Annotated in this window: 15 protein-coding genes; 13 read left to right on the plus strand and 2 right to left on the minus strand. The window is 53.6% G+C overall.

Annotation, left to right across the window (positions count from 1 at the left end; translation table 11 throughout):
• Positions 1 to 139: 139 nt before the first annotated feature.
• Positions 140 to 373 carry a hypothetical protein gene (locus QGT73_RS03525; protein WP_280121440.1) on the minus strand — a complete coding sequence of 78 codons (234 nt, stop codon included), beginning with the start codon at positions 371 to 373 and terminating at the stop codon, positions 140 to 142.
• Positions 374 to 805: 432 nt separating this feature from the next.
• Between QGT73_RS03525 and QGT73_RS03530 the strand changes: the two genes are divergently transcribed.
• From QGT73_RS03530 to QGT73_RS03560, 7 genes are all read left to right on the plus strand, one after another.
• Entirely contained in the window at positions 806 to 1,747 is a 942-nt protein-coding gene (locus QGT73_RS03530) for a GDP-L-fucose synthase family protein (RefSeq protein ID WP_280121441.1), read from the plus strand.
• 143 nt (positions 1,748 to 1,890) lie between these two features.
• Positions 1,891 to 4,221 carry a transglycosylase domain-containing protein gene (locus QGT73_RS03535; protein WP_425278380.1) on the plus strand — a complete coding sequence of 777 codons (2,331 nt, stop codon included), beginning with the start codon at positions 1,891 to 1,893 and terminating at the stop codon, positions 4,219 to 4,221.
• A gap of 243 nt (positions 4,222 to 4,464) precedes the next feature.
• A complete protein-coding gene (locus QGT73_RS03540) occupies positions 4,465 to 5,226 on the plus strand; it encodes a polysaccharide biosynthesis/export family protein (RefSeq protein ID WP_280121443.1) in 762 nt (253 codons plus the stop codon).
• A 21-nt stretch (positions 5,227 to 5,247) separates the two neighbouring features.
• Positions 5,248 to 7,689, plus strand: a complete 2,442-nt coding sequence (locus QGT73_RS03545) for a GumC family protein (RefSeq protein ID WP_280121444.1) — start codon at positions 5,248 to 5,250, stop codon at positions 7,687 to 7,689.
• Positions 7,690 to 8,123: 434 nt separating this feature from the next.
• A complete protein-coding gene (locus QGT73_RS03550; RefSeq protein WP_123618134.1) occupies positions 8,124 to 8,504 on the plus strand; it encodes a hypothetical protein in 381 nt (126 codons plus the stop codon).
• A 17-nt stretch (positions 8,505 to 8,521) separates the two neighbouring features.
• Complete coding sequence (locus QGT73_RS03555; protein ID WP_280121445.1) at positions 8,522 to 9,607, plus strand: glycosyltransferase family 4 protein; 1,086 nt, start codon at positions 8,522 to 8,524, stop codon at positions 9,605 to 9,607.
• Positions 9,608 to 9,630: 23 nt separating this feature from the next.
• The gene (locus tag QGT73_RS03560) at positions 9,631 to 10,524 is read left to right on the plus strand and encodes a peptidylprolyl isomerase (RefSeq protein ID WP_280121446.1); all 894 of its coding nucleotides are present in this window, start codon (positions 9,631 to 9,633) and stop codon (positions 10,522 to 10,524) included.
• 245 nt (positions 10,525 to 10,769) lie between these two features.
• Here the strand turns inward: QGT73_RS03560 and QGT73_RS03565 are convergent, their stop codons facing one another.
• Entirely contained in the window at positions 10,770 to 11,879 is a 1,110-nt protein-coding gene (locus QGT73_RS03565) for an OmpA family protein (protein WP_280121447.1), read from the minus strand.
• 373 nt (positions 11,880 to 12,252) lie between these two features.
• Between QGT73_RS03565 and QGT73_RS03570 the strand changes: the two genes are divergently transcribed.
• The 6 genes from QGT73_RS03570 (at position 12,253) to uxuA (ending at position 19,606) form a co-directional block, all read left to right on the plus strand.
• Positions 12,253 to 12,963 carry an NUDIX hydrolase gene (locus QGT73_RS03570; RefSeq protein WP_280121448.1) on the plus strand — a complete coding sequence of 237 codons (711 nt, stop codon included), beginning with the start codon at positions 12,253 to 12,255 and terminating at the stop codon, positions 12,961 to 12,963.
• Positions 12,964 to 13,039: 76 nt separating this feature from the next.
• Positions 13,040 to 14,524 carry a xylulokinase gene (locus QGT73_RS03575; RefSeq protein WP_280121449.1) on the plus strand — a complete coding sequence of 495 codons (1,485 nt, stop codon included), beginning with the start codon at positions 13,040 to 13,042 and terminating at the stop codon, positions 14,522 to 14,524.
• A 55-nt stretch (positions 14,525 to 14,579) separates the two neighbouring features.
• Positions 14,580 to 15,896, plus strand: a complete 1,317-nt coding sequence (xylA, locus tag QGT73_RS03580; protein ID WP_280121450.1) for a xylose isomerase — start codon at positions 14,580 to 14,582, stop codon at positions 15,894 to 15,896.
• A 153-nt stretch (positions 15,897 to 16,049) separates the two neighbouring features.
• Positions 16,050 to 17,534 (plus strand): D-xylose transporter XylE, encoded by a 1,485-nt coding sequence (gene xylE, locus QGT73_RS03585; RefSeq protein WP_280121451.1) that lies wholly within the window; start codon positions 16,050 to 16,052, stop codon positions 17,532 to 17,534.
• Positions 17,535 to 17,679: 145 nt separating this feature from the next.
• Complete coding sequence (locus tag QGT73_RS03590; protein ID WP_123618127.1) at positions 17,680 to 18,348, plus strand: bifunctional 4-hydroxy-2-oxoglutarate aldolase/2-dehydro-3-deoxy-phosphogluconate aldolase; 669 nt, start codon at positions 17,680 to 17,682, stop codon at positions 18,346 to 18,348.
• Positions 18,349 to 18,448: 100 nt separating this feature from the next.
• Complete coding sequence (gene uxuA / locus QGT73_RS03595; protein WP_280121452.1) at positions 18,449 to 19,606, plus strand: mannonate dehydratase; 1,158 nt, start codon at positions 18,449 to 18,451, stop codon at positions 19,604 to 19,606.
• Positions 19,607 to 19,620 lie beyond the last annotated feature (14 nt).

The following is a 19,620-nucleotide window of genomic DNA, read 5'->3' on the forward strand; positions in this document are numbered from 1 at the left end:
CAACCCGACGCAGACCTGAAAATAATGCTCGCCGATGCATCTGAATCGCCGCCGGAAGAAACTGAAAACTGATAAGGGGGCTTGTCCTATACAAAAAGTTAGCCCAACTTCTATATTTCAAGAAGTTGGACTCGACTTTTTATGGTTTAGCGGACAGTAATAATTTTGAAAGGCGTTTGCGAAGTTCCTCAAGTTCTTTATCCTTCTTTTTGAGCATCCGCTCAAGAGATTGAATTTTCCTGAGTTGAGCCTGTCCGTTCCGGTTAATCTGACATATTGTCGCATGCTGAGAGTCGATGGTTTTCTGCATCGACTCAATCTGGGCGGATAATCCGCGCAGCACTTCTGTTATGTCATTAACCGGCTGTTTCACAGATACAAAGATACAAAACTTATTTGACTTTACCAAATAAAATTGCAGCTAATTACTATAAAATCAGCAGGTTGAATTTACTTATAATGGTGATGTCTATTCCACATTATCGCCTTAGCGTGTCCGCTGAATAGTTACTAAATCAGCCGCTCATGCGAGTGATGCCTGTGCAGTGGCGGATACCTGCGGATGCCCATGCAGGGGTGACCGATTTATCCACTTTATCCACTGAAATAAAAAACTTTTGTTTCTTTTTAAACTTATGAAACTTTTGTATCCCCTTTTATAACTTTTGTTTCTTATTGAGCTTATGAAACTTTTGTATCTCCTCGGTTGTCTCTGAGGCAATTCGTTATTCTTAACTCTATTTATTTTACTTGTTGATTAAAAATTAGTAATTTTGCATTCTTGAACTATTGATACATTTTTCCGATGGACAAGGATTCTAAGATTTATGTGGCCGGTCATCGTGGTATGGTTGGATCGGCTATTGTAAGAGAACTTAAACGACAGGGCTATAACAATATCATCACTCGCACTCATGCCGAGCTTGATCTGGTGTCGCAGCAGGCGGTCAATGAGTTCTTTGAGAAGGAGAAACCCGAATATGTGTTTCTTGCCGCTGCAAAGGTTGGCGGTATCATTGCCAACTCGACGGCCCTGGCCGATTTTATGTATGACAATATGATGCTTGAGATGAATGTAATCAATGCTGCATGGCGCAATGGTTGCAAGAAGCTCGAGTTTCTCGGTTCGTCGTGTATCTATCCCCGTCTGGCACCTCAGCCTATGCCTGAGAGCTGTCTGCTGACCTCTGAACTTGAGAAGACCAACGAGGCTTATGCCTTGGCCAAGATTTCGGGTCTGAAGTATTGCGAGTATCTTAACAAGCAGTATGGCACAGACTATATATCGGTGATGCCTACCAACCTTTACGGCCCCAATGACAATTATCATCCCGAGCACTCACACGTGTTGCCGGCCTTGATACGCCGTTTTCACGAGGCCAAGGAGCAGGGTTTGACCGAGGTGACATGCTGGGGTGACGGAAGTCCGCTCAGAGAGTTTCTCTATGTCGACGATCTGGCCAACCTGTGTGTATTTCTCATGAATAATTATTCGGGTGACGAGACTGTCAATGCCGGTACCGGCAAGGAACTCACCATCAAGGCTCTCACCGAGCTTGTGGCAAAGGTGGTGGGTTACGAGGGCAAAATCCTGTGGGACACCACACGCCCCAACGGCACACCCCGCAAGCTGCTTGATGTGTCAAAGGCGGCCGCTTTGGGTTGGACTTACCGCACGGAGCTTGAGGACGGCATCAGACTTGCCTATGAGGATTTTCTCAATAATCCCATGCGAGCCGAACGTTAAAATACGATATTCAAAACCTTCTTATCCGGCTGATTCTTTATATGCCCACTACACCTTCTCACCCTCATAAGACTCCCGAAGCCACGCCCAGGCCTGAGAACAAACCTAAACCGAAGCGTAAACATCGCGGCCTGATAGCTACGATGTGGACCGTGTTTGTGCTTGGTGTTGTCGGTCTGTTCTTCTTTCTGTTTCTCGTCTATAACGGTGTGATTGGCTACATGCCGCCCGTAGAGGAACTGAAAAATCCCACCGACCGTTTTGCATCGGTGCTCTATTCGTCAGACGGCAAGGAAATAGGCCGCTATTTCTACGGCATGGGCAATAGAGTGTATGCTGATTTTGACGAGGTGTCGCAGCACGTCATCGACGCGTTGATTTCGACCGAAGATGTACGCTTTGAGGAACATTCGGGTATCGATATGCGCGGACTGGGCCGTGTGCTGTTCAAGACGGTGCTTATGGGCAACAAGAATGCCGGCGGAGGCTCTACGCTCACCCAGCAGTTGGCCAAGCAGCTTTACTCGCCTCAGAGTTCGGGACTGCTCACGCGTGCCATGCAGAAGCCTATCGAATGGATGATAGCCGTCAAGCTCGAGAGATATTACTCCAAAGAGGAGATTATAAAGATGTATCTCAACCAGTTTGACTTTCTCTACAATGCCGTGGGCATCAAGAGCGCGGCTAACATCTATTTCGGCAAAGCCCCCAAAGACCTGACTGTCGAGGAGGCCGCCACGCTTGTCGGCATGGTGAAAAATCCCTCCTATTATAATCCCGTGCGTCAGAACGAGCGCACCCGCCAGCGTCGCAACGTGGTGCTCGCCCAGATGCACAAGGCCGGCAAACTCACCGACGCCGAGCTCGACTCGCTGTCAGCACTGCCGCTGACCCTTAATTTCCACCGTGTGGATGTCAAGGACGGCATAGCTCCATATTTCCGTGAGGAATTGCGCCGCATGCTCCGGGCCAAGCGTCCCGAGCGGGCCAACTATCGAGGCTGGGAGGGGCAGAAATTCATTGACGACTCCATTGCCTGGGAGACCAATCCGCTGTATGGCTGGATTGAAAAAAATCCCAAGCCCGACGGCTCGAAGTATGACATATATAACGACGGACTGAAAATCTACACCACCATCGACTCGCGCATGCAGCAGTATGCCGAGGAGGCTGTGGCCGAGCATCTCGGCGGAGACTTGCAGAAAGCGTTCTTCCGCGAGAAACGCGGCACCAAGGGTGCGCCCTACACCACCGACCGTGCCGAGCTCTCGGAGATACGCCGCAACCATCTGATACGTAACGCGATGAAAAACACCGACAGGTATCGTGAGATGGTCAAGGCGGGGGCCTCGCGCGAGGAGATAGACCGTGCTTTCAACACTCCGCGCGAGATGAAGGTGTTTGCCTACGGAGGCTCGGTCGACACGGTGATGACACCGCTCGACTCCGTGCTCTATCACAAACACTTCCTGCGCACGGGATTCATGGCCATGAATCCGCTCAACGGTCATATCAAGGCCTATGTCGGCGGTCCCGACTTCAGCTACTTCCAGTATGACATGGTGTCGACCGGACGGCGTCAGATCGGTTCGACAGTCAAGCCGTTTCTCTATACTTACGCGATGGAGGAAGGCTTTACGCCATGTGACGAGTTTTCCAACACCCAGCCAGTGCTCACCGACGAGACCGGCCGAGTGTGGGCACCACGCAATGCCGGCAGTGCAAGGGTAGGCGAGATGGTCGATCTGCGCTGGGCACTCACCAACTCCAACAACTGGATATCGGCACGTCTCATATCGCAGCTCTCTCCCGCGTCGCTTGTCAGGACAATGCACAACTTTGGTATCACAGCCAATCTTCCGGCCGTGATGTCGCTGTGTCTCGGTCCGGCCGACGTGTCGGTCAAGGAGATGGTGACGGCCTACTCGGCCTTTGCCAACAACGGCATGCGCGTCGACCCGATGTTTGTCACAGCCATAGCCGACAACAACGGCAACATCATTTCGGAATTTTCGCCACGCCACACCGAGGTCATCTCGGAGAAAGCCTATTACCGCATCCTCTCCATGCTGCTCAACGTAGTCAACGAGGGTACGGCCCACAGGGTAAGGTCGCGCTTCGGCCTCACTGCCGAGATGGGCGGCAAGACGGGTACCACCAACTACAACGCCGACGGATGGTTTATGGGCTTCACGCCCGAGCTTGTGGCCGGTACATGGGTGGGCGGTGACGAGCGTAACATCCACTTCAACACGATGGCCTACGGACAGGGCGCGTCGATGGCTCTCCCAATTTACGGCCGCTTCATGCGCAAGGTCTACAACGACCCGTCACTCAAATATTCCCAGTCGACCCGTTTTAGCTTCCCTCCCGGCGTGGATCTCTGCGAAAAGGAGTTTTACGGGCTGTATGACGACGAGCCCGACGCCGACACAGACGCCGAAGAGTCGTCGATGGAGGGAGTGTTTGACTGAAAAAAGCCATAAGACGTTATTTCTCAGTGAAAATGACGGCCCGTCACAGCCGTCATTTCACTTATTTTCACGACTGATAGTTGTAATATATCTTAAAATATATTAATTTTGTGACATAATGTGCGGTATGATTGTTATTCATACGTATAAAGCTATAAAATTATCCTTTCAAGTCATCAATTCATGACTCTAAGTCACATGCGTTTCAACAATTTATTATTAGCTGTTTCCATTCTGTTAGCGATGGCAGTCGCTTCGTGCTCCACACCCAAGGATGTGGCATATTTCCAGGAAATGGCCATTCAGACGCCATCGCAGGTAGATGTGAAAAGCGTCGTCATCAAACCTAATGACAAGCTGTCTATCATCGTCAACTCGCGAGACCCGATGGTGGCCAATATGTTCAATCTGCCCTACACCAACCGTCTGCTCGGACAGACCTCGGTGTTGGCCAACAGTAACACATCACAGGGAGTAAGTGCCTACACAGTCAATCAGGACGGAGACATCGACTTCCCGGAGCTTGGCACGGTCCACGTCGAAGGGCTCACCCGCATGGAGGCGGCCGGAGTCATCAAGGGTATGCTTATAGGGCGCGACCTCGTGAAAGATGCAGTCGTGACCGTGGAGCTTGTCAATGCCCAGGCCTCGGTGCTCGGCGAAGTCAATAAGCCCGGCCGTTATCCGATAGACCGCGACGACATGACCATCCTCGACCTGCTCGGAAGTGCCGGCGACCTTACCATCTATGGTATGCGCGACAACATCAAGCTCATACGTACGGTCGACGGACAGCAGACCACCTATCAGGTAAGTCTCCTCTCGGGCAACGACCTCACGTCGTCACCGGCCTATTACATACAGCAGGACGATGTGGTGTATGTTGAGCCTAATCCCACACGCAAGCGTCAGTCACAGCTCAACGCCAATACGGTCCAGTCGACCTCGTTCTGGGTGTCGATAGCTTCGCTCGCGGTGACCATCACAGCTATAATTGTACGTTAAAAGTCAAAAAGTCCACTCTACATGCAGAACAATACACAGCAGCCTCTCTCTCAGCAGATGCCGGTCTATCAGGCAGCCCCTGTAGTGTCCGAAGAAGAGGATTCGATTAACATAAGCGACTTCCTGTCATTGTGTGTGCGGTGCTGGAAATGGTTTGCCTTTTCCGTAGCAGCCTGTCTTATCATAGGAGCACTGTATGTGCTCACCTCGCCTAAAATCTACACACGCACGGCCCAGGTCGTGGTGCAGGATGACGAGGCTGGTTCCAGTTCCCAGAGCATAACCTCGGCATTGAGCGATATGGGACTCTTCACCACATCGACCAATGTGGCCAACGAGCTTCTTGCTTTCCAGTCGCCGGCCCTCATAGGTGATGTGATAGAGCGTCTCGGGCTCAGAGCCAACTATGTATATAAGAAACGCCTCCGCCCAGTGTCGCTCTATGGCGACTCAATGGTGCTGTCGGTGTCATTGCCCGACATCTCGGTCAACCGTGGCCTGAGGATGAGGATGACGATACTCGAGGACGGCAAGGTGGAGGTGAGCGACATGTACGACCATCTCGGCAACGAGCTCGACGTCATGACCGTCACTCTCGGCGACACTGTCAGTACTTCTTTCGGACGTATGGTTATCTCGGCCGGCCCCAACTTCTCGCCCGATTTTGACCACGACATACGGTTTTCCTACTGGCCTATGCCTACAGCCATAAGCAAGTATCAGGCCAAGCTCACCGAGACCCTCTCCAACGAAGACGCCTCGGTCATAGACTTTGCCATCAAAGATGACAATGTGCAGCGTGGCGATGACTTCCTGTCGGCCCTCATAGACATATATAATGAAAAGTGGGTTGAGCAGAAAGCCCAGATGGCCGTGGCCACATCGGAGTTTATCAACGAACGTCTCAACGTCATCGAGAAAGAACTCGGCCATGTCGACGATAACATAGCCACCTTCAAGGGCGAACATCTGGTGCCTGACGTAGCCGCCGCCTCCGAGATGTATATGGCTAATGCCAACGAGAACACCAAGCAGCAGCTCGGAGTGATGACCCAGATGGAAATCACACGCTTTCTCATCGACTACATGCAGTCGCCCGCCAACAAGGGCAAGCTCCTACCCGGCAATCTCGGCATAGAGAACCAGGGTATCGTGGCTCAGATAACCGAATACAACAATCTTCAGCTCGAGCGTGACCAGCTCCTGTCGACCACCGGCGAGAACAGCCCGCTGGTCAAGGACCGCGACAACTCGCTTGCCAGCATCAGGGCCGCGCTCGCCTCTTCGCTCAACACTCAGTTGCGCATGCTCGGCACCCAGCTCGCAGCCCTTGAGCGCAGCGACCGCAAGACCAATGCCAAGATAGCCTCGTCGCCATCCCAGGCCAAGTATCTGCTGTCGGTAGAGCGTCAGCAGAAGGTCAAAGAGTCGCTCTATCTCTTCCTGCTCCAGAAGCGTGAGGAGAATGAGCTGTCGCTCGCCTTCACACCCTACAACACCCGCGTCATAACACCCCCGATGGGCTCGCTTAAACCATCGTCGCCCGTCACACGCAACATCATGCTTGTGGCACTGGTGATAGGTCTGCTCATCCCGGCCATCATACTCTTCCTCTCGGAGACACTCAACAACCGCCTGCGTAGCCGTGCCGACCTCGAGGGCGTCAAGGCTCCGTTTATCGGCGAAATACCCGAGGAAGTGACGAGCAAAAACCGCATCAACCGCTGGCGTCGCCGCTGGCGTGACACCATCGGCAAGGAATCGCGCATCGAGGAAGCCCCGACGCTCATTGTCAAGCCCCACGGCCACAGTCTGCTCAACGAATCGTTCCGCATGGTGCGTTCCAATCTCGAGTTCATGACCCGCGGAGGCAAAAACAAGATTGCCATGATTACATCGTTCAATCCCGGCTCGGGCAAATCGTTCGTGACTCTCAATCTCGGAGCCACCATGGCCATCAAGCACAAGGATGTGAAGGTGCTCATAATCGACATGGACCTGCGCAGAGCCTCGCTCTCCAAGGTGGTCGGCAACTATGCCCCCGGCGTCTCCGACTATCTGTCCGAGGCTACCGACGACATAAGGAAACTCATACGTCCCACCTCTCAGGAAGGTCTCTACATGATACCCGTGGGCACCATTCCCCCCAATCCCACCGAGCTCCTCTACTCGACCCGTATGCAGGAGATGCTCGACAAACTGCGTGAAGAGTATGACCTGATATTGCTCGACTGTCCGCCCGCCGACATCGTGGCCGACTCGACCATCATCACTCCGCTTGCCGACATGACAATATTCATCCTGCGTGCCGGACTGCTTGACCGCCGCTTGCTGCCCGAACTCAACAAGATGTATGACAACCATCGTTTCAACAATCTGATGGTCGTGCTCAACGGCACCACTTCGGTAGCTACGCCTTACCGCAGGTATGCCTACCGCAATAAGTATGTAACCGAGGATTAATCCCTTGATTATAAGAGGGTGTTTAATAACAAATGTTAAAGCCAAAGTCCATTGTCATGAGTCGTGTTTCGTCATGGAAAGAGGGAGCATAGCTGTAGCTATGTGACCGATTGACAGGGCGGAACACGGCCATGACAATGGATGCAAACAAGGTATTTTTATTATTACTTAATATGTATTATATTAAGGATTTATTAAGGCTTTACCACTCATGGGCGTCTTTTCATTTAACTTGTCCCTAATCATCGGTCACATAGCTACAGCTATGCTCCCTCTGATTATGAACAATTTAAATGAAAATACACCCACTTTGGCTTAACATTTGTTATGAAACACCCTCTAAAATAAACAGGAGTATCATAACGTTTGTTATGATACTCCCTCCTTATTAAAATCTAATAACCCCAAACACCAATCATCAAAAGGACCAAGCAATGGATCAAGAGCTTAAGAAAAAACTTTCCTACGACCCCGACGGCCTGCTGACGTATGAGTATATAGCCAATCACATAGGCCTGTGTGACGATATCATGGACGAACTCATTGACAATATGATACTTGTCGACGGTTCGGGCCAGTTTGTCGTATCGGCTGCGCGTTATCTACATGCCATTGACAGCGAGCGTTATGCCTCGGTGATTGACCGCCTTGTGGTCGCATCGATCGAGAAAGACCGCGAACACCGCTATCTGCCCGCGCTCATCGAGAGCCTCTACGGAGCCGACTATGCCGAGCGTGCCGCTGAGCTTTCGGCTACCGACAATAACTTCCGCCGCATCTACAAGCGGTTGCAACCGTCGGCCGAAGGGCTTTAGGACGGTCTCGCACAGTCATGAAGATATTGCAGATTATCCCCGGCAAGATATGGGGCGGAGCTGAGCAATATATCGTCGACCTTGGCCGGGAGCTTGAAGCACGCGGCCACGAGGTGACATATCTTGCCTATGACCGTGAGGCTGTGACCGCTCAACTGGAGCGTCGCGCCATTCCCTATCGGACACTCCCTTTCAGATGGTCGCTCGACCGCACCAGCATCAACGAACTGGCCGCAATGCTGCGCGCCACGCATTATGATGTGATACATGTCCACAGCACCCGCTTTGTGCCGATAGCCCAACTGGCCGTGGCTCGTGCCGGCTGTGACACACGTGTGGTCATGACCCGTCATGAGGCCCACCGCACCGGGGTCAACATCTTTTTGCGTCCTCTATTCCGACGCCTTCACCGCATCATATTTGTGTCAGACCTCGTGAAGCGTCGTTACCGCGGGGCCAACGGGTGGATTAGCGACGATATGTGCAGGGTGATACATAACAGCATCCCGCCCTATCCCCACAAGGATGTCGAGTCGCTGCGCGCGCTCTACGACATACCCTCCTCGGCACCCCTGCTGATGTTTGCCGGACGCGTCAAGAAGTCAAAAGGTTGCAGCGTCATACTCAAAGCCCTGTCGAGAATAGCCCACAAACCGTTTCACATAGTGTTTGTCGGCGCGCTCAAGTCGGAGAAATACCGCCGTCAACTCATGGACATAGCCGCAGCCGGAGGCATAGAGGAGCGCGTGCATTTCTATGGTTTTACTCCCGACGCCCGCCAGTTCATGCGTCAGGCCGACATAGCCATAGCCCCCTCGGTGACGCTCGACTCGTGCCCGCTGACCAATATCGAATATCTCCAGTTGGGCAAATGTGAGGTGTCGACCAACAACGGCGGCCAGGCCGAATATCTCGAGGACGGCCGCACGGCACTCCTTGTAGGTCCGGGCGACGACATGGCACTTGCCGATGCCATAGGCCGTGTGATCGACGACCGCGACCTGCGCGAGCGTCTCGCCAAGGCCGGGCGCGAGCATTTCGAGCAGCATATGTCCTACTCACAGTTTGTCGACAAAGTGCTTGAGGCCTACAGCAATACATAACCGACAATCAATATCATGAAACAATGAAAAAAGCATTATTAATAACCGTGCTCGTATTGCTCGCAGTGGCAATCGGCATATATGCGTATAACACTAAAAACTCACAAATGACACAGTTATCCGAGACTCCCGAGGCTCTTGACCCTCAGGCCGAAGCCGACACCATCTCACCCGACGACGTCAAGGTGCTCCTTCACACTTCGCTCGGCGACATCACCATCCTTCTCTACGGCGACACACCCCGCCACCGCGACAATTTCATCAAGCGTGTGGAGAAAGGTGACTATAACGGAGTGCTCTTTCACCGCGTAATCGACAACTTCATGGTGCAGACGGGCGATCCCGAATCGAAAAACGCACCCAAGGGCAAAATGCTCGGCGCAGGCGACTCGGGCACCGAGATAGAGGCCGAATTTGTATTTCCCAAGCATTTCCATCACCGCGGAGCCATCGCGGCCGCACGTCAGGGCGACGCTGTTAACCCCGAGAAGAAATCGTCGGGTTCGCAGTTCTATATCGTCACAGGCAAGAAATACACCGCAGGCCAGCTCGATCAGATGGAGCGTCGCGCCGTGATGCAGTATAAGCAGGATATGTTCAACTCGCTCGCCGCACAACACCGCGACAGCATCATGGCCCTGCGCCGCAACCGCGACACCGCCGGGCTGCAGGCTCTCCAGGACTCGCTCGCGCAGGAGACCGAGCGTCTTACTGCCGACCACAACACCATATATACTCCTAAGATGCGCCAGGTCTATATGACCGAGGGTGGCACTCCCCATCTCGACGGAGCCTACACCGTGTATGGCCGCGTGCTCGAGGGCATGGATGTGGTTGAGAAAATCGAGGCCGCCGAGACCGATGCCAACGACCGTCCCATTGAGGATATACGCATCATATCCGCCTCTGTCTTGTAGTTTAAAGAGTTAACAGAGTTTATAAAAACAAAAGGCAGGAGTCCCGGGGAGTTTAACTTCCGGACTCCTGTCTTTTGTTTTGAGGGGGAGAAACGAAACAGGCTGCGCCATCGGTGAGAGGACGCAGCCTGTTGAATTGATTTATCTGAATATTGTCGCTCCGTGGTCGGTTGATTAGGGGTTCTGCTTCTTTCATCCTAAGCCCTGCCCGTCATCATCCGTTGGCGGAGAGTGTCGGGAGGCGTTTACTGCTGGCTTTCGTCAAGAGTACAGATGGATACGCGGTTCCAGCTTTCCTCCTTGAACATGTGACCGATACCCTGGCCTTCAGCCTTGATGCGGCTGGCCTTGATACCATATTTCTTGATGAGAGCGTTCTTGACTGACTCGGCGCGGGCGGCGGCAAGACGTTCGTTGAGCTCCTTGGGACCATCCTGTGAGGCGTAACCCTTGATGATGACGGTCGATGAAGGATTGTGCTTCATATAGTCGGCGATCATCTCCACGTTAGGCATCTGGTCGGCAGTGATAGTGCTCTTGCCAATCTTGAAGAATACGAAGCGCACACTGCTGAAAGTGGTGTCGGACACAACCTTGGGAGCCTGGTTCTGGGCGGCGGCGAGGGCAGCAGCGAGAGCGGCGTTCTCGGCCTGAGAGGCTGCGAGGTCATCGGCAGCGGCCACTACGCCTGCACGCAGGGTGTTGACCTCGTCATTGAGGGCTGCAACCTGTGACGAATAGTCGGGAGGACATGTCACACACTGGAAGCCGGGGCCGAAATTGTAGTTGAAGCCGACCATGAGGTCAAAGTTGGCACGGTTGGCGTTGAACTGAGCCTTTTCGCCTTCGCCCGAGAGATTCCACGTCACGTCAGGCTTGACAGAGATAGAGAAGTTGTCGGTGACACCAAAGTTGAAGGCAAGGCCGGTCTTTGCGGCGATGTAATTGTCATCATGTGCGCCGGGATAGAAATTGTGGCCCCATCCCAAGCCTACTTTAGCGTCAATCCAGAATTTGCGCGGTTCGCACTGGAATCCGCCAAACAGATTGTTGAGATTCATCGTACCGTATGCTCCCACATACTGGGTGTCGAATGCGGTGCGGCTTGATGTGGTGTTGACACCCCATGCACCTTCTACGCCTATGCCAACGAGCGGAGTGAGCTGCTTTTCGATGTGCAGACCATAGTTCCCTCTCATGTTCTGGAAGAATGAATGTCCCTTGAGCGGAGTAGTGACTCCGGCGTCAAGTCCGATGGACCAGTTGTCGCGTAAGGTGGGTCGTTCGATGACGTTCTGCGCGCCGGCGGTAAGAGCACATCCGGCGATAGCGGCGGCGAATAAGACTTTTTTCATCGTGAATTACAATTAGATGTTATTATTTTTTATTTGTTGAATACGTGGCCGGCCCTACGTGATGCCCTGCGGGGATTGTAGAAGAGTGCGTGAGGAGCTTTCCCGCAGGCGACCTGAGTAGCGGCCTTCCACTTATACTAACACCTTCGGGCCAAAGAATGTTGGCGTGACCGACACCGTGACGCCCTATTTTATACAATTTTTTAAGTTTTAGGATATTAGCGACATATGTGTGATATTGTTAAAAGTAAGAAAACTAAAATTGTAGAATTTAATGTTTTATAACATCAAAAATATTTGTGGATATATAGAAAAGATTCGTATATTTGCCGGAGAAATTGTAAAACCTACTAAAAGACCTTGAAAATCATCCATGGCTCCTTTGGCGAATAATCACATATCCATCGACTGCGTAGTGCTCGGATTTGACGGTACCAATCTGAGAGTGCTTCTTGTGAAGCGTCGCGGCGAGGATCAGGCCGGAGAGTATAACGACATGAAGCTCCCCGGCAGTCTCATCTATCAGGACGAGGATCTCGACGAGGCCGCCATGCGTGTGCTTCATGAGCTTACGGGAGTCAAAGATGTGCCCCTGCAGCAATTCAAGGCCTTCGGTTCGCGCAACCGCACGAGCAATCAGCGCGATGTCGTGTGGCTCGAGCGTGCCCAGCAGGCCCATGTGGAGCGCATCGTCACCATAGCTTACTTCGCGCTCGTCAAGCTCGACGGCCCCATGCAGAAGATTGTCGACCGCGAGTCGGCCGTGTGGATGCCGGTAGGCGAGGTCGGCACTCTGGCCTTTGACCACAATCTCATCATCGAGGAAGCCCTCAAGGCCGTGCGCCGTGAGGTGGAAAACAACCGCTCCATACTCTTTGACCTCCTGCCCAAGAAATTCACGGCCTCGCAGCTTCGTCTGCTCACCGAGATAATCTACGGGCGCAGTCTGGATGTGCGCAACTTCCACAAGAAGATTTCCCAGATGCCCTACGTGATACCCCTCGAGGAGCGGCAGAAGGGAGTGGCCCACCGCGCCGCGCGTTACTTCAAGTTTGACCGCAAGATTTACAACATATCGCGTTGAGGTTGACCGACCGGATTAAACACACCTGTACGCACATACACACATACGAATCTAACCATTCATTATTATATAATATATGTACCTTTTAGGATATGACATAGGCAGCTCGTCGGTCAAGGCGAGTCTCGTCGACGCCGAGAGCGGCCGCACGGTAGCCTCGGATTTCTATCCCCGCACCGAAGCTGAGATCATAGCACTTTGTCCCGGATGGGCCGAGCAGCGTCCCCAGCAGTGGTGGGATTGTCTGAAACAGGCCACGGCCAGCGTTATGGCCACATCAAAAGTAGATCCCCGCGACATCAAGGCCATCGGCATCTCCTATCAGATGCACGGACTCGTAATGCTCGACAAGGATATGCAGCCCCTGCGTCCCGCCATCATATGGTGTGACTCACGCGGTGTGCCCTATGGCGAGAAGGCTTTCAGCGAGCTCGGCGAAGAGACCTGTCTGAGCCATCTGCTCAACTCGCCCGGCAACTTCACCGCCACCAAGCTGGCCTGGGTGAAGGAAAACGAGCCCGAGACATTTGAACGCATCCACAAAATCATGCTTCCCGGCGACTACGCAGCCCTGCGTCTCACCGGCCGCGTATGCACCACCATATCCGGTCTGAGCGAAATGATGCTCTGGGACTTTAAGGAGGGACGCCCCGCACAGTTCCTTCTTGACTATCTCGGCTTTGACGCCTCGATACTCCCCGAGATTGTGCCGACCTTCTCCATTCAGGGCACAGTGACAGCCGAGGCCGCCGCAGAGCTCGGTCTGGCCGAGGGAATCCCCGTGTCATACCGCGCCGGCGACCAGCCCAACAACGCTCTTTCGCTCAACGTATTCAATCCCGGTGAGGTGGCCTCGACCGCCGGCACTTCGGGTGTGGTATACGGTGTGCTCGGCGATGTCAACTATGACCCCCAGAGCCGCGTCAACACCTTTGCCCACGTCAACCATACCCCCGAGCAGACACGTCTCGGTGTGCTCCTCTGCATCAACGGCACAGGCATCCTCAACTCGTGGAGCAAGCGTGTGATGGCCCCCGACAGCATCTCCTATCCCGGCATGAACGACCTCGCCGCCACAGCCCCCATCGGAGCCGCCGGCGTGTCGGTGATACCGTTTGGCAACGGAGCCGAGCGCGTGTTGCGCAACAAGGAGGTGGGATGCTCTATCCACGGCGTCAATTTCCTCACCCACGACCGCTCCCACATGCTCCGCGCCGAGCAGGAGGGCATAGTGTTCTCATTCATGTATGGCATGGAAGTGATGGAACAGATGGGCATGAAGCTGAGCAAGATACATGCCGGACATGCCAACATGTTTCTCAGTCCGCTGTTCCGCAACACGCTGGCCGGCGTGAGCGGAGCCACCATCGAGCTCTACAACACCGACGGCTCGGTCGGCGCAGCCAAGGGTGCCGGTATCGGCGCAGGCATCTATGCCGACAACAACGAGGCTTTCGCTTCGCTCGAGAAGATTGAGGTCATCGAGCCGGTCGAGGCCGACCGTCAGGCCTATGCCGACGCCTACGCTTTGTGGAAGCAGCGTCTGCTCGCCCAACTGTAAATTTTTAAAAATCAACACATAATATATAATCTTAAATTTTTTATTTTATCTAACTATGGCAGTAAAGGAATATTTCCCTACCATCGGAAAAATCAAATTTGAGGGCAAAGACTCTAAGAATCCCCTCGCTTACCGTTACTATGACGCAGAGAAAGTAATCCTCGGCAAACCCATGAAGGAATGGCTCAAGTTTGCCATGGCATGGTGGCACACCCTCTGCGCTGAGGGCGGCGACCAGTTCGGCACAGGCACCAAGACCTTCCCCTGGAACGAGGGCAGCGACCCCATGACCATCGCCAAGCAGAAGGCTGACGCAGGTTTTGAGGTAATGGAGAAGCTCGGCATCGAGTATTTCTGCTTCCACGACACCGACCTCATCGGTGACCTCGGCGACATCGACGGTTACGAGGCCCGCATGAAGGAAATCGTAGAGTATCTCCAGGGCAAGATGGCCGCTACCGGCATCAAGAACCTCTGGGGTACAGCCAACGTATTCGGCAACGGCCGTTACATGAACGGTGCAGCCACCAACCCCGACTTTGACGTAGTGGCACGCGCTGCCGTTCAGATCAAGAACGCTATCGACGCCACCATCGCTCTCGGCGGTCAGAACTACGTGTTCTGGGGCGGTCGCGAAGGCTACATGAGCCTCCTCAACACCGACCAGAAGCGTGAGAAAGAGCACCTGGCCACAATGCTCCGCATCGCCCGCGACTATGCACGCAGCAAGGGCTTCACCGGCACATTCCTCATCGAGCCCAAGCCCATGGAGCCCTCCAAGCACCAGTATGACGTCGACACCGAGACAGTAATCGGCTTCCTCAAGGCTCACGGTTTGGAGAACGACTTCAAGGTCAACATCGAGGTTAACCACGCTACTCTTGCCGGCCACACCTTCGAGCACGAGCTCTGTGTAGCTGTTGACAACAACATGCTCGGCTCTATCGACGCCAACCGCGGTGACTATCAGAACGGCTGGGACACCGACCAGTTCCCCATCGACAACTATGAGCTCACCCAGGCCATGATGCAGATCATCCGCAACGGCGGCCTCGGCAACGGCGGTACCAACTTCGACGCCAAGACCCGTCGCAATTCTACCGACCTCGAGGACATCTTCATCGCCCACATCGCCGGTATGGACGCTATGGCCCGCGCACTCGAGAGCGCAGCCGCTATGCTCGAGGAATCACCCTACAAGGCTATGCTCGCCGAGCGTTACGCTTCGTTTGACGGCGGCAAGGGTAAGGAGTTCGAGGAAGGCAAGCTCACCCTCGAGGATGTAGTGGCTTATGCCAAGACCCAGCCCGAACCCAAGGTGACCTCAGGCAAGCAGGAGCTTTACGAGGCTATCCTCAACATGTATTGCTAATCGGGTTTGCCCCTCTGAAGGCAATCTGAAAGTTTAAGAGTCAGGGTGCATGATTCTCCACAGAATTGTGCCCCGGACTCCTAAACTTTTCGGCATATATATATACACTCAGCATAATCACAAACACATAACACTAAGTATTTTTCTAAAACCATGAATCATCCTCAAAACGGAAGCAAGGTCTACCTGTTCTCCATCGTGTTGGTGGCAGTGCTCGGCGGACTGCTTTTCGGATATGACACGGCCGTAATATCGGGTGCTGAAAAGGGTCTCCAGGCATTCTTCCTCGGAGCCAAGGACTTTGTCTACACCGACACCATCCACGGCATCACCTCGTCAAGCGCGTTGCTGGGCTGCATCATCGGCTCGGCTCTCTCCGGCTTCTTCGCCTCTTTTTTCGGTCGCAAGAAGTCTCTCGCCATCGCCGGCGTCTTCTTTTTCCTGTCGGCCCTTGGCAGCTATTATCCTGAATTTTTGCTCTTCGAGTATGGCAAGCCCACAGCTTCGCTGCTCGTAGTGTTTAACATATACCGTATACTCGGCGGCGTCGGTGTGGGTCTGGCCTCGGCCATCTGCCCCATGTATATCGCCGAGGTGGCACCCTCCAACATGCGAGGCACCCTCGTGTCGTGGAACCAGTTTGCCATCATCTTCGGTCAGCTTGTAGTATACTTTGTCAACTTCCTCATCCTCGGCGAGCACACTCAGCCTGTCATCGAGAAAATCTCCGAGACCATCTATCAGGTGAGCAGCCAGAGCGACCAGTGGACCATCACCACCGGCTGGCGTTACATGTTCGGCTCCGAGGCTTTCGTGGCCGGCATCTTCACCATCCTTGTGTGCCTTGTGCCCGAGTCGCCCCGCTATCTTGCCCTTGTCGGCAAGGACGAGAAGGCCCTCAATGTGCTCTCGCATATCAACGGTTATGAGAAAGCCAAGGAGATACTCCGACAGATTAAGGAGACCACCGAGGTCAAGAGCGAAAAACTCTTCTCGTTTGGCGTCATGGTCATCTTTGTCGGTGTCATGCTTTCAGTGTTCCAGCAGGCAGTCGGTATCAATGCCGTGCTCTACTACGCACCCCGCATCTTTGAGTCGATGGGCATGTCTGACCCGATGATGAACACCGTCTACATGGGCATCGTCAACATCACCTTCACACTCGTGGCAGTCTTTACAGTCGAGAAGCTCGGCCGCAAGCCGCTCCTCATATGGGGTTCGATAGGCATGGCTATCGGAGCAATGGGTGTCGCTCTCAGCAACCTTATCGACGGTGTGCCCCCGATATTCCCGGTAGTGTCAATCATGGTCTACTCGGCTTCGTTCATGTTCTCATGGGGCCCCATCTGCTGGGTGCTCATCGCCGAGATTTTCCCCAACACCATCCGCTCGGCTGCCGTGGCTATCGCCGTGGCCTTCCAGTGGATATTCAACTTTATCGTCTCGTCGACGTTTGTACCTATGTACAATATGTCGCTCGGCGATATGGGCGACCGTTTCGGACACATGTTTGCCTACGCGCTATACGGTGTGATATGCATCGTGGCCGCGTGGTTTGTCTATTCGCTTGTGCCTGAGACCAAAGGCAAGACACTCGAGGATATGACCAACCTGTGGCGCAACCGCAACAAGAGATAAAATCAATCGGAAATCCTATAATATTACTTAACAAAAACCGTACATATTAATATCTAATTACACTTTCGCAGGCCGCGTGATATTGCCGTCAGCCTATGTCCGTGGCAATATCGCGTCGGTTTGCGGGACTAAAATTATCTAAACAATGGCAAAATTTGATAAAATCGCCGTGCTCGCCAAGATGGGAGCTACCGGTGTGGTGCCTGTGTTCTATCACAAGGATGCCGAAGTAGCCAAGCAGGTTGTCAAGGCTTGCTATGAGGGCGGCATACGTGCGTTTGAGTTTACCAATCGCGGTGACTTCGCTCACGAAGTGTTTGCTGAGGTAGTGAAATTTGCAGCCGTGGAGTGTCCTGAAATGGCTATGGGTGTAGGTTCGATTGTCGACCCCGCCACCGCCGCTCTCTATATCCAGCTCGGCGCATGCTTCATCGTAGGCCCGCTGTTCAATCCCGAGGTTTCACGCGTGTGCAACCGTCGTCTTGTCCCCTACACCCCCGGTTGCGGTACAGTCAGCGAAGTGGGTGCCGCTCAGGAGACAGGCTGCGACCTGTGCAAGTGCTTCCCCGGCGACGTGCTCGGCACCAAGTTTGTCAAGGGTCTTCTCGCTCCCATGCCCTGGACCAAGCTCATGGTCACCGGCGGCGTAGAGCCTACAAAGGAAAACATCGAAGGCTGGATCAAGGCCGGTGTGTTCTGCGTAGGTATGGGTTCAAAGCTCTTCCCCGGCGACAAGGTGAAGGCTCAGGACTGGCAGTATGTTACCGACAAGTGCCGTGAGGCTCTCGGATACGTAGCCGAAGCCCGTAAGTAATTCTTAAAATTGCAGGGGCGGAGGCTTGCGGCCACCGTCCCTGCAATTCTTTTTACTTTTCCTAAATCATATAATTTTAAAAATAGGTACAGAATCAGTTATGGAAAAAACATGGAGATGGTTTGGGCCTAACGACAAAATTACTCTCGACATGCTCCGTCAGATAGGAGTCGAAGGCATCGTCACAGCCCTGCACCACATACCCAACGGTGAGGTGTGGCCTCTTGAGGAGGTCGAGAAGATGAAAGCTCTCATCGAGTCAAAGGGGATGAGGTGGAGCGTGGTGGAGAGTCTGCCCGTGTCGGAGTCGATAAAATATGCCGGTCCTGACCGCGACGCTCTGATAGAGCGTTACAAAGAGTCGCTCGCCAATCTCGGCAAGGCCGGAGTGACCACCGTATGCTACAACTTTATGCCTGTGCTCGACTGGGCACGTACCGATCTGGACTACCCCAATCCCAACGGCACATCCAATCTTTACTTCAATCTCGGCGAATTTGCCTATTTTGACATCCACATACTCAAGCGTGAGGGTGCCGAGGCCGACTATGACGCCTCTACTCTCGAGCGTGTGGCCAAAATCAAGGAGTCTATGACCCCCGAGGGCGAGAAACGTCTCGTCGACAATATCATTGTCAAGACCCAGGGGTTTGTCAACGGCAATATCTCCGAGGCCGATCTCGACCCCGTGCAGAAGTTCCGCGAGCTGCTCAAGCTCTATGACGGCATCGACGCCTCACAGCTACGCGCCAACATGGCTTATTTTCTCAACGCCATCATGCCCGTGTGTCGCGAATACAATATAAATATGTGTGTGCATCCCGACGACCCCCCGCGTCCCATCCTCGGACTCCCCCGCATAGTCACCTGCGATGCCGACATCGAGGCGTTTCTCAACGCCGTGCCTGACCCGCACAACGGTCTGACCTTCTGTGCCGGCTCGCTCAGTGCCGGACCTCACAACGATGTGGTCGCGCTGGCACGCAAATATGCCTCACGCACCCACTTTGCCCACATCCGCATCTGCAAGACCCTTTCGGGGGGCGACTTCAAGGAGTCGTCTCACCTCGACCCGCGTCTGATAGAGGTTGTGAAGATATTCCAGAAGGTCAATCCCAATATCCCGATGCGTGTCGACCATGCCGAACTGATGCTCGACGATGCCGACAAGGGCTACAATGCCGGCTACTCGTTTCACGGGCGCATGCTTGCCCTGGGACAGATAGAGGGCGTCATGGCAGCCTGTGTCAAAGGTTAATATCATAGATAGAA

The organism is Duncaniella muricolitica (assembly GCF_910574735.1).
GTDB lineage: Bacteria > Bacteroidota > Bacteroidia > Bacteroidales > Muribaculaceae > Duncaniella > Duncaniella muricolitica.

What these genes read in the sequence shown, in the direction of transcription:
- QGT73_RS03530 (WP_280121441.1), top strand. Translation starts at nt 806, where the DNA reads ATGGACAAGGATTCTAAGATTTATGTGGCCGGTCATCGTGGTATGGTT.
- QGT73_RS03535 (WP_425278380.1), top strand. Translation starts at nt 1,891, where the DNA reads ATGTGGACCGTGTTTGTGCTTGGTGTTGTCGGTCTGTTCTTCTTTCTG.
- QGT73_RS03540 (WP_280121443.1), top strand. Translation starts at nt 4,465, where the DNA reads ATGGCAGTCGCTTCGTGCTCCACACCCAAGGATGTGGCATATTTCCAG.
- QGT73_RS03545 (WP_280121444.1), top strand. Translation starts at nt 5,248, where the DNA reads ATGCAGAACAATACACAGCAGCCTCTCTCTCAGCAGATGCCGGTCTAT.
- QGT73_RS03550 (WP_123618134.1), top strand. Translation starts at nt 8,124, where the DNA reads ATGGATCAAGAGCTTAAGAAAAAACTTTCCTACGACCCCGACGGCCTG.
- QGT73_RS03555 (WP_280121445.1), top strand. Translation starts at nt 8,522, where the DNA reads ATGAAGATATTGCAGATTATCCCCGGCAAGATATGGGGCGGAGCTGAG.
- QGT73_RS03560 (WP_280121446.1), top strand. Translation starts at nt 9,631, where the DNA reads ATGAAAAAAGCATTATTAATAACCGTGCTCGTATTGCTCGCAGTGGCA.
- QGT73_RS03565 (WP_280121447.1), bottom strand. Translation starts at nt 11,879, where the DNA reads ATGAAAAAAGTCTTATTCGCCGCCGCTATCGCCGGATGTGCTCTTACC.
- QGT73_RS03570 (WP_280121448.1), top strand. Translation starts at nt 12,253, where the DNA reads ATGGCTCCTTTGGCGAATAATCACATATCCATCGACTGCGTAGTGCTC.
- QGT73_RS03575 (WP_280121449.1), top strand. Translation starts at nt 13,040, where the DNA reads ATGTACCTTTTAGGATATGACATAGGCAGCTCGTCGGTCAAGGCGAGT.
- xylA (WP_280121450.1), top strand. Translation starts at nt 14,580, where the DNA reads ATGGCAGTAAAGGAATATTTCCCTACCATCGGAAAAATCAAATTTGAG.
- xylE (WP_280121451.1), top strand. Translation starts at nt 16,050, where the DNA reads ATGAATCATCCTCAAAACGGAAGCAAGGTCTACCTGTTCTCCATCGTG.
- QGT73_RS03590 (WP_123618127.1), top strand. Translation starts at nt 17,680, where the DNA reads ATGGCAAAATTTGATAAAATCGCCGTGCTCGCCAAGATGGGAGCTACC.
- uxuA (WP_280121452.1), top strand. Translation starts at nt 18,449, where the DNA reads ATGGAAAAAACATGGAGATGGTTTGGGCCTAACGACAAAATTACTCTC.